The organism is Polaromonas sp. YR568 (genome assembly GCF_943369415.1).
In the GTDB taxonomy this organism is placed as follows: Bacteria; Pseudomonadota; Gammaproteobacteria; order Burkholderiales; family Burkholderiaceae_C; genus Polaromonas.
Genome location: NZ_CALRNF020000034.1, coordinates 64,947 through 72,597, shown reverse-complemented (window position 1 = coordinate 72,597; position 7,651 = coordinate 64,947). Strand labels below are relative to the sequence as shown.

Annotated in this window: 9 protein-coding genes; 4 read left to right on the top strand and 5 right to left on the bottom strand. The window is 61.3% G+C overall.

All coding sequences use genetic code 11. The features are described 5' to 3' along the window. The 3 genes from ACLV74_RS19940 to icd form a co-directional block, all read right to left on the bottom strand. Positions 1-1,207: Clp protease N-terminal domain-containing protein (locus ACLV74_RS19940; RefSeq protein ID WP_411881157.1), on the bottom strand; the 1,207-nt coding region annotated here is incomplete at its 3' end. A gap of 68 nt (positions 1,208-1,275) precedes the next feature. Beyond that, the gene (gene clpS, locus ACLV74_RS19935; protein WP_411881156.1) at positions 1,276-1,653 is read right to left on the bottom strand and encodes an ATP-dependent Clp protease adapter ClpS; all 378 of its coding nucleotides are present in this window, start codon (positions 1,651-1,653) and stop codon (positions 1,276-1,278) included. A 160-nt stretch (positions 1,654-1,813) separates the two neighbouring features. Next, positions 1,814-3,067 (bottom strand): NADP-dependent isocitrate dehydrogenase, encoded by a 1,254-nt coding sequence (icd, locus tag ACLV74_RS19930; protein ID WP_411881155.1) that lies wholly within the window; start codon positions 3,065-3,067, stop codon positions 1,814-1,816. A 205-nt stretch (positions 3,068-3,272) separates the two neighbouring features. Between icd and ACLV74_RS19925 the strand changes: the two genes are divergently transcribed. Together ACLV74_RS19925 and ACLV74_RS19920 are read left to right on the top strand one after the other, a co-directional pair. Continuing rightward, on the top strand, positions 3,273-3,584 hold the full coding sequence (locus tag ACLV74_RS19925) for a cell envelope biogenesis protein TolA (protein ID WP_411881154.1): 312 nt from the start codon (positions 3,273-3,275) through the stop codon (positions 3,582-3,584). 94 nt (positions 3,585-3,678) lie between these two features. Continuing rightward, on the top strand, positions 3,679-4,161 hold the full coding sequence (locus tag ACLV74_RS19920; protein ID WP_411881153.1) for a DUF192 domain-containing protein: 483 nt from the start codon (positions 3,679-3,681) through the stop codon (positions 4,159-4,161). Positions 4,162-4,239: 78 nt separating this feature from the next. On the opposite strand, the gene ACLV74_RS19915 is transcribed toward ACLV74_RS19920, so the two are convergent. Both ACLV74_RS19915 and xseA read right to left on the bottom strand, forming a co-directional pair. Beyond that, positions 4,240-4,821 carry a Fe-Mn family superoxide dismutase gene (locus ACLV74_RS19915; protein WP_411881152.1) on the bottom strand — a complete coding sequence of 194 codons (582 nt, stop codon included), beginning with the start codon at positions 4,819-4,821 and terminating at the stop codon, positions 4,240-4,242. Positions 4,822-4,891: 70 nt separating this feature from the next. Then, positions 4,892-6,211 carry an exodeoxyribonuclease VII large subunit gene (gene xseA / locus ACLV74_RS19910; protein ID WP_411881151.1) on the bottom strand — a complete coding sequence of 440 codons (1,320 nt, stop codon included), beginning with the start codon at positions 6,209-6,211 and terminating at the stop codon, positions 4,892-4,894. A 343-nt stretch (positions 6,212-6,554) separates the two neighbouring features. Between xseA and ACLV74_RS19905 the strand changes: the two genes are divergently transcribed. Continuing rightward, a complete protein-coding gene (locus ACLV74_RS19905) occupies positions 6,555-7,196 on the top strand; it encodes a MotA/TolQ/ExbB proton channel family protein (protein WP_411881150.1) in 642 nt (213 codons plus the stop codon). Then, entirely contained in the window at positions 7,193-7,621 is a 429-nt protein-coding gene (locus ACLV74_RS19900; RefSeq protein ID WP_411881149.1) for an ExbD/TolR family protein, read from the top strand. Before ACLV74_RS19905 ends, ACLV74_RS19900 begins: the two co-directional genes overlap by 4 nt. The last annotated feature ends 30 nt before the right edge of the window (positions 7,622-7,651 follow it).

The following is a 7,651-nucleotide window of genomic DNA, read 5'->3' as shown; positions in this document are numbered from 1 at the left end:
CCTTGTCGGGCAGGTGGCGGTCGTTGATGTACTTGGCGCTGAGCTCGGCCGCGGCCTGCAGTGCCGCCATGGCGTACTTGACGCTGTGGTGCTCTTCAAAGCGCGACTTCAGGCCCTTGAGGATGTCCACGGTCTCCTGCACGGTGGGTTCGACCACGTCGACCTTCTGGAAGCGGCGCGACAGGGCCGCGTCTTTTTCGAAGATGCCGCGGTATTCGGTGAAGGTGGTCGCGCCAATGCACTTGAGCTGGCCCGAGCTGAGCGCGGGCTTGAGCAGGTTGGACGCGTCCAGCGTGCCGCCCGAGGCCGCACCGGCACCGATCAGGGTATGGATTTCGTCGATGAAGAGGATGCCGTTGGGCTTGTCCTTCAACGCCTTCAAGACGCCCTTGAGGCGCTGCTCGAAGTCGCCGCGGTACTTGGTGCCCGCAAGCAGGGCGCCCATGTCGAGCGAATACACGTTGGCTTCGGCCAGGATCTCGGGCACGTCTTTTTGCGTGATGCGCCAGGCCAGACCCTCGGCGATGGCGGTCTTGCCCACGCCGGCCTCGCCGACCAGCAACGGGTTGTTCTTGCGGCGGCGGCAGAGGATCTGGATGACGCGCTCGACCTCGTACTGGCGGCCGATCAGCGGATCGATCTTGCCTTCCTTGGCGAGCTGGTTGAGGTTGACGGTGAACTGCTCGAGCGGGGAAGCTTTTTCATTCTTCTCGCCGCCCTCTTCGTTCTCGGCCGCGCTCTCGCCGGCCTTGGCGGGCTCGGGCGGGTCGCTCTTCTTGATGCCGTGCGCGATGAAATTCACCACGTCAAGGCGGGTGACGCCCTGCTGGTGGAGGTAGTACACGGCGTGCGAGTCTTTTTCGCCGAAGATGGCGACCAGCACGTTGGCGCCGGTGACTTCCTTCTTGCCGTTGCCGGTGGACTGCACGTGCATGATGGCGCGCTGGATCACGCGCTGGAAGCCCAGCGTGGGTTGCGTGTCGACGTCATCGGTGCCCGCCACCTGCGGGGTGTTGTCCTTGATGAAGTTGGCAAGCGACTTGCGCAAATCATCGACATTCGCGGAGCACGCGCGCAGCACTTCGGCGGCACTGGGGTTGTCCAGCAAGGCAAGCAGGAGGTGCTCAACGGTGATGAACTCGTGGCGCTGCTGGCGCGCCTCGACAAACGCCATGTGCAAGCTGACTTCTAATTCCTGGGCAATCATTGATCTTCCTTTCGGCTTGCTGGGTTAACTTAACTGACTTATAGCTCGAATATTGGCCGGATTCGCGATTATTCAATGGGCTCGCTGACGCACTGCAGCGGATGGCCGTTCTTGCGGGCGGCTTCGGTCACCTGGTCGACCTTGGTGGCAGCCACGTCCTTGGAGAAGACCCCGCAGACGCCTTTGCCGTCCAGGTGGATCTTCAGCATGATCTGCGTGGCGGTTTCCCGGTCCTTGTTGAAAAACTCCTGGATCACCACCACCACGAACTCCATGGGGGTGTAATCGTCGTTGAGCAGCACCACCTGGTACATCTGCGGCGGCTTGGTTTTTTGCGGCCGGCGCTCCAGAACGACCGACTCCCCTCCATTGCCGTTGTCCGGCCTGACGGCGGGCACTGGAGGCTGCGCCGGAGTGTTGGGGGTTTTGGGAGACTTGGTTGCCATGGATTTCATTCTAGCCACCGATGTAGTCCAGTGCGCCTGATAGGGAAATTGGTGGCGGGAACGCGACATTCAAGCGTGATTTTCTGCTTATTTCGCGGACATGAAAAAACCGCCGCGGGATTGCTCCCGGGCGGTTTCAAAATAGAAGGCTGGGCCTGCTTTACATGTGGTCGATCATGACCTGGCCGAAACCGGAGCAGCTGACCTGCGTGGCGCCTTCCATGAGACGCGCGAAGTCATAGGTGACCTTCTTGGAGTCGAGGGATTTTTCCATCGAGCTGATGATCAGGTCGGCCGCTTCGGTCCAGCCCATGTGGCGCAGCATCATCTCGGCCGAGAGGATCTCGGAGCCGGGATTGACGTAGTCCTTGCCGGCGTACTTGGGCGCCGTGCCGTGGGTGGCTTCAAACATCGCGACGGTGTCGCTCAGGTTGGCGCCGGGGGCAATGCCGATGCCGCCGACCTGGGCAGCCAGCGCGTCGGAGACATAGTCGCCGTTCAGGTTCAGGGTGGCGATCACGCTGTATTCAGCGGGACGCAGCAGGATCTGCTGCAGGAAGGCATCGGCGATGCTGTCCTTGATGGTGATTTCCTTGCCGGTCTTCGGGTTCTTGAACTTCATCCATGGGCCGCCGTCGATTTCGACCGCGCCGAATTCCTTCTTGGCCAGGGCGTAAGCCCAGTCACGGAAGCCGCCTTCGGTGAACTTCATGATGTTGCCCTTGTGCACGATGGTCACGCTAGGCTTGTCGTTGTCGATGGCGTACTGGATGGCCTTGCGCACCAGGCGTTCGGTGCCTTCGCTGGAAACCGGCTTGATGCCGATGCCGGAAGTGTTCGGGAAGCGGATCTTCTTGACACCCATCTCGTCCTGCAGGAACTTGATGAGCTTTTTGGCCTTGTCGCTGCCGGATTCGAACTCGATACCGGCGTAGATGTCTTCCGAGTTCTCGCGGAAGATGACCATGTGGGTCTTTTCAGGTTCTTTCACGGGCGAAGGCACGCCCTTGAAGTACTGGATGGGACGCAGGCAGACGTAGAGGTCCAGTTCCTGGCGCAGCGCGACGTTCAGGCTGCGGATGCCGCCGCCCACGGGCGTGGTCAGCGGGCCCTTGATCGAAACAACGTAGTCGCGCACGGCGTGCAGGGTTTCTTCGGGCAGCCAGACGTCCGGGCCGTAGACCTTGGTGGATTTTTCACCGGCGAACACTTCCATCCAGTGGATCTTCTTCTTGCCGCCGTAGGCCTTGGCAACAGCAGCATCAACCACTTTCAACATGACCGGCGTGATGTCGGCGCCGGTGCCATCGCCTTCGATGAACGGAATGACGGGTTCGTCAGGCACGTTCAGGGAGTTGTCGGCGTTGACAGTGATTTTCTGGCCTTGGGAAGGCACTTTGATGTGCTGGTACATGTAGGGAAGTCTCCGGTGAGCGCTGGGGCGTCGAGAGCACGCCGCGTAGCAGTTTAGGTAAAAACCCCTAAATTCTAGCCGTAAAACCATTAGGCAAAAGAATTTGGGGACATCTGTCAACGGCTTGTGAACGGGCTCCGTTACGGTAGGGCCTCCGAGAAGTTCGGGGTATTTTTTCCAATAACGCTATTCAAGGAAATTCCAAATGAACAAAATCCTCGCTGCTCTGATCGCTGGCCTCTTCGCCGTTGGTGCATACGCACAAGCCCCTGCCGCCAAGCCGGCTTCCGCTCCTGCTGCTGCCGCACCAGCCGCCGCCGCTGCTCCTGCTGCTACCCCAGCTGCCAAGCCAGCCAAGATGACCAAGGAAGAAAAAGCCGCAGCCAAGGCCGCCAAGAAAGAAAAAGCCGCTGCTGAAAAGAAAGCAAAAGCTGAAGCCGCCGCCGCCAAGAAGGCCGAAGCCGCCGCTGCAAAAAAAGCAAAGGCTGATGCCAAGAAAGCTGAAGCCAAGAAGTAATTCCTGGTGACTTCGGTCAGAATGCCCGCCGCGTGCGGGCATTTTTTATGCGCGTCGTTTATGCTGGCGGATCAACTTCATGCGTGGTGACTCTATGTTTTCAAAACCCGGCCCCCTGTCTTTCGGCAAGGCATTCGGCGCCTTAGCCCTGGCCGCCCTGCTCTTGCCGATCTGCGCTTCGGCCCAGGATGCGCCCCAGATGAACCTGCAGCGCGTCAAGCTGTCGGCGGGCATGCACCTGATTGATGCACAGGTGGCCTTCACGCCGGAGCAGCGGCAGACCGGCCTGATGTTCCGCAAGGAGATGCCCCAGCAGGAAGGCATGATCTTCGTGTTCGAGCAGGCCACCCAGCAATGCTTCTGGATGAAAAACACCCTGCTGCCCCTGACCGCGGCCTTTGTGGCGGACGACGGAACCATCGTGAACCTGGCCGACATGAAGCCGCAAACCACGGATGCCCATTGCTCGGCCCAGCCGGTGCGTTATGTGCTGGAGATGAACAAAGGCTGGTTCGTCAAAAAAGGCATCAAGGCCGGCAGCAAGCTGGGCGGCCCGATGTTTGAGGCCAAACGCTGATATTTCCGCCCGCCCGAGAACAAAAAAGCCGACTTCAAGTCGGCTTTTTTACGGGCGCGAGCGCGCCGGACGTGTCACTCAGGCGAAATTGGCTTCCGCGAAACCCCAGTTGACCAGGTTGGACAGGAAGGTTTCAACAAACTTGGGACGCAGGTTGCGGTAGTCGATGTAGTAGGCGTGTTCCCAGACGTCGACCGTCAGCAAGGCCTTGTCGGCCGTAGTGAGAGGGGTGCCGGCAGGGCCGGTGTTGACGATGTCCACCGTGCCGTCGGCTTTCTTGACCAGCCAGGTCCAGCCGGAGCCGAAGTTGCCGACAGCCGATTTGACAAAAGCTTCCTTGAAGGCCGCGTAGGAACCAAACTTGGCGTTGATGGCCGCTGCCAGCGCGCCGCCGGGTTCGCCGCCGCCGGCGGGCTTCATGCAGTTCCAGAAGAAGGTGTGGTTCCAGATCTGGGCCGCGTTGTTGTAGACGCCGCCGCTGGATTTCTTGACGATCTCTTCGAGCGTCATGGATTCGAACTCGGTGCCTTTTTGCAGGTTGTTGAGGTTCACCACATAAGCATTGTGGTGCTTGCCGTGGTGGTATTCAAACGCTTCCTGGCTGTAATGCGGCGCCAGGGCGTCGATCGGGTAAGGGAGTGGTGGGAGCTTGTGTTCCATGATTTTTTCCTCGTGGTGATGAATAAACTTTTATTGAACGGTGGTGACGCTGTCCGGGCCATTGTAAAAACTAAATCAGGCGGCGCGCAGAAACGGTCAAATCGACCTCGCCGCCCGCAAGGGTAGCGCGCACCGGCTGGCCCTCATGGGTCTTGTCCGGGCTGGTGATGGGCTGCCCCTGCAGGTCGGCCAGCCAGGCATAACCGCGTTGGAGTACCAGTTTCGGGTCCAGCAACTCAAGGCGCAGCTGCGCGCGTTCCACTCGCTGCCGGCCCCGCTGCAGGCTGCCCTGCACTTCGCGCGGGAAGTCGCTCGCCAGGGACTGCAGCTTGAGTTGCTCATGCCGCAAGGCCGAACGGACAGCGTGGTTCAGGCTTTGCCCCAAGCCGGCCAGACGGGCATGCTGGCGCGTCACGAGATGGGAAGGACGGCTGACCCGGGACGCCGCCCAGTCCAGGCGCTGGTTGTGCGACTGCATTTGCCGGTCCACGCCGTTTTGCAGGCGCGACAGGGCCAGGTCCAGCGCACTCAACCAGACGCTTTGCGGCTGCGCGCAGAGCTCGGCCGCGGCCGTGGGCGTGGGCGCGCGCAGGTCGGCGCAAAAATCGGCGATGGTGAAGTCGGTTTCATGGCCCACGCCGCTGACCACCGGCACCGGCGAGGCCACAATGGTGCGCGCGAGTTGTTCGTCGTTAAAGGCCCACAGGTCCTCCATGGCGCCGCCTCCGCGCACCAGCAGCAAGACATCGACCCGGTCCTGGCCGCGTCTTTGGTAAGCCTTGTTCAAAGCATCGCGCAACTCGCCCGCGGCCTGGCCGCCCTGCACGCTGGCCGGGTAGATCACCACCGGAATATGCGGCACGCGGCGCTGCAACGCGCTCACGACGTCATGGAGGGCCGCAGCACCCAGCGAGGTGACCACACCGATCGCGCGCGGCAACAGTGGCAAGGGGCGTTTTCGGCCCGACTCGAACAGGCCCTCGGCCTCCAGCTTGGCTTTGAGCTGCAGGAATTGCTCGAACAGGTTGCCCTGCCCGGCCTGCCGCATGGATTCGACCACCAGTTGCAACTCGCCGCGCGGCTCATAAACACCCAGGCGGCCGCGCAACTCCACCAACTGGCCGTCGCGTGGGGCGAAATCCAGCAAGCCGGCCGCGCGCCGGAACATCGCGCAGCGGATCTGCCCCTGCTCGTCCTTGAGCGAAAAGTAGCAATGCCCGCTGGCGGCCCTTGAGAAACCGCTGATCTCGCCCTGCACGGCGACAGGGTTGAAACGCGCCTCCAGGCTGTCCGCAATCGCGCGCAGCAAGGAGCCCACGGGCCAGATACGCACACCCACCTCGCGTCCCGCGGCAATCGGCCTCTCGGGACGAGCCGACGGCTCAAACATGGCTAAACCCCTTGATTTTGCAAGGGCAGTACTCCACAGAGCGCCGTCCTGCGTGGGCGAAAGAGCCGGTTTCCTGCGGACGACGCGATGACTTCGTGTAACTCATTGATTTTGAATAACTTAATTCTGCTCAAAATTTCATCGTTTTGTCATATCGACGATTTGGCGCGGCTTGGCGGACGCATCGCCCTTACTTGCTCACAAAGTTATCCACAACTTCTGTGGGCTATGTCTGACAAAAACAGCATCTTGAAATCATTCATGCGTGATGTGCCGCAATCATGCGGTGCCGCAGTATCCGTAAGCCATAATCCACCACAAATTATCTGCTTGGAGATGTGCATTGTTTTCGATCATACAAGCCGCGGGCTGGCCGATCTGGCCCCTGGTTGCCTGTTCCATCCTGGCTCTCGCCCTGGTTATCGAGCGCTTTACCAGCCTCAAAATCCGCAAAGTCGCGCCCCCCAAGCTGCTTGACGAGGCCATCACCGTCTCCCGCGCCTCCATTCCCTCGCCCGACGTCGTGGCGCAACTGGAGCAGAACTCGGTGCTCGGCGAAGTGCTGGCCAGCGGCTTTCGCGCGCTGAACACCAATCCACGCATCAGCGAGGATGACCTGCGCTCCATCATGGAAGGCGCCGGCCGCAAGGCGGCGCACAAGCTGGAGCGCTACCTCGCGGCCCTGGCAACGATTGCCTCCGCCGCCCCACTGCTGGGCCTGCTGGGTACCGTGATCGGCATGATTGAAATCTTCGGCTCCCAGGGTGGCGGTGGCGGCATGGGCGGCGCGCCCGGCGGCGGCAACCCGGCGCAGCTGGCACAAGGCATTTCAATCGCCCTTTACAACACGGCCTTCGGCCTGATGGTGGCGATTCCCTCGCTGATCTTCTGGCGCTACTTCAGGGCCCGGGTGGACGGCTACCTGCTGAACATGGAACTGGCCGCCGAGCGCTTTGTCCGCCACCTCAACACCCTGCGCAAATGAACTTCCGCCCTCACCCCCACGACGAGCCGGAGATCAACCTGATCCCCTTCATCGACGTGCTGCTCGTGGTGCTGATATTCCTGATGCTGTCCACCACTTACAGCAAGTTCACCGAACTTCAGGTCAAGCTGCCGATCGCCGATGCCGAGCAGCAGCGCGACTACCCCAAGGAAGTCATCGTTGCAGTGAGCAGCGACGGCCGCTACATGGTCAACAAGACCCTGGTCGAAGGCCGCGGCATCGATGTGCTGGGCGCGGCGCTGGCTGCGGCGGCCAAGGCCGGCAAGGAAAGCGTCATCATCATCAGCGCCGATGCCAGCGCCACGCACCAGGCGGTCATCACCGTCATGGAGGCGGCACGCCGCCAGGGCCTCACGCAGATCACATTTGCCACCCAGAGCGCCGCCATGGCCGGGGCGAAATAGCCCCGCCAGCTTGACGCCCACAGCCGCCCT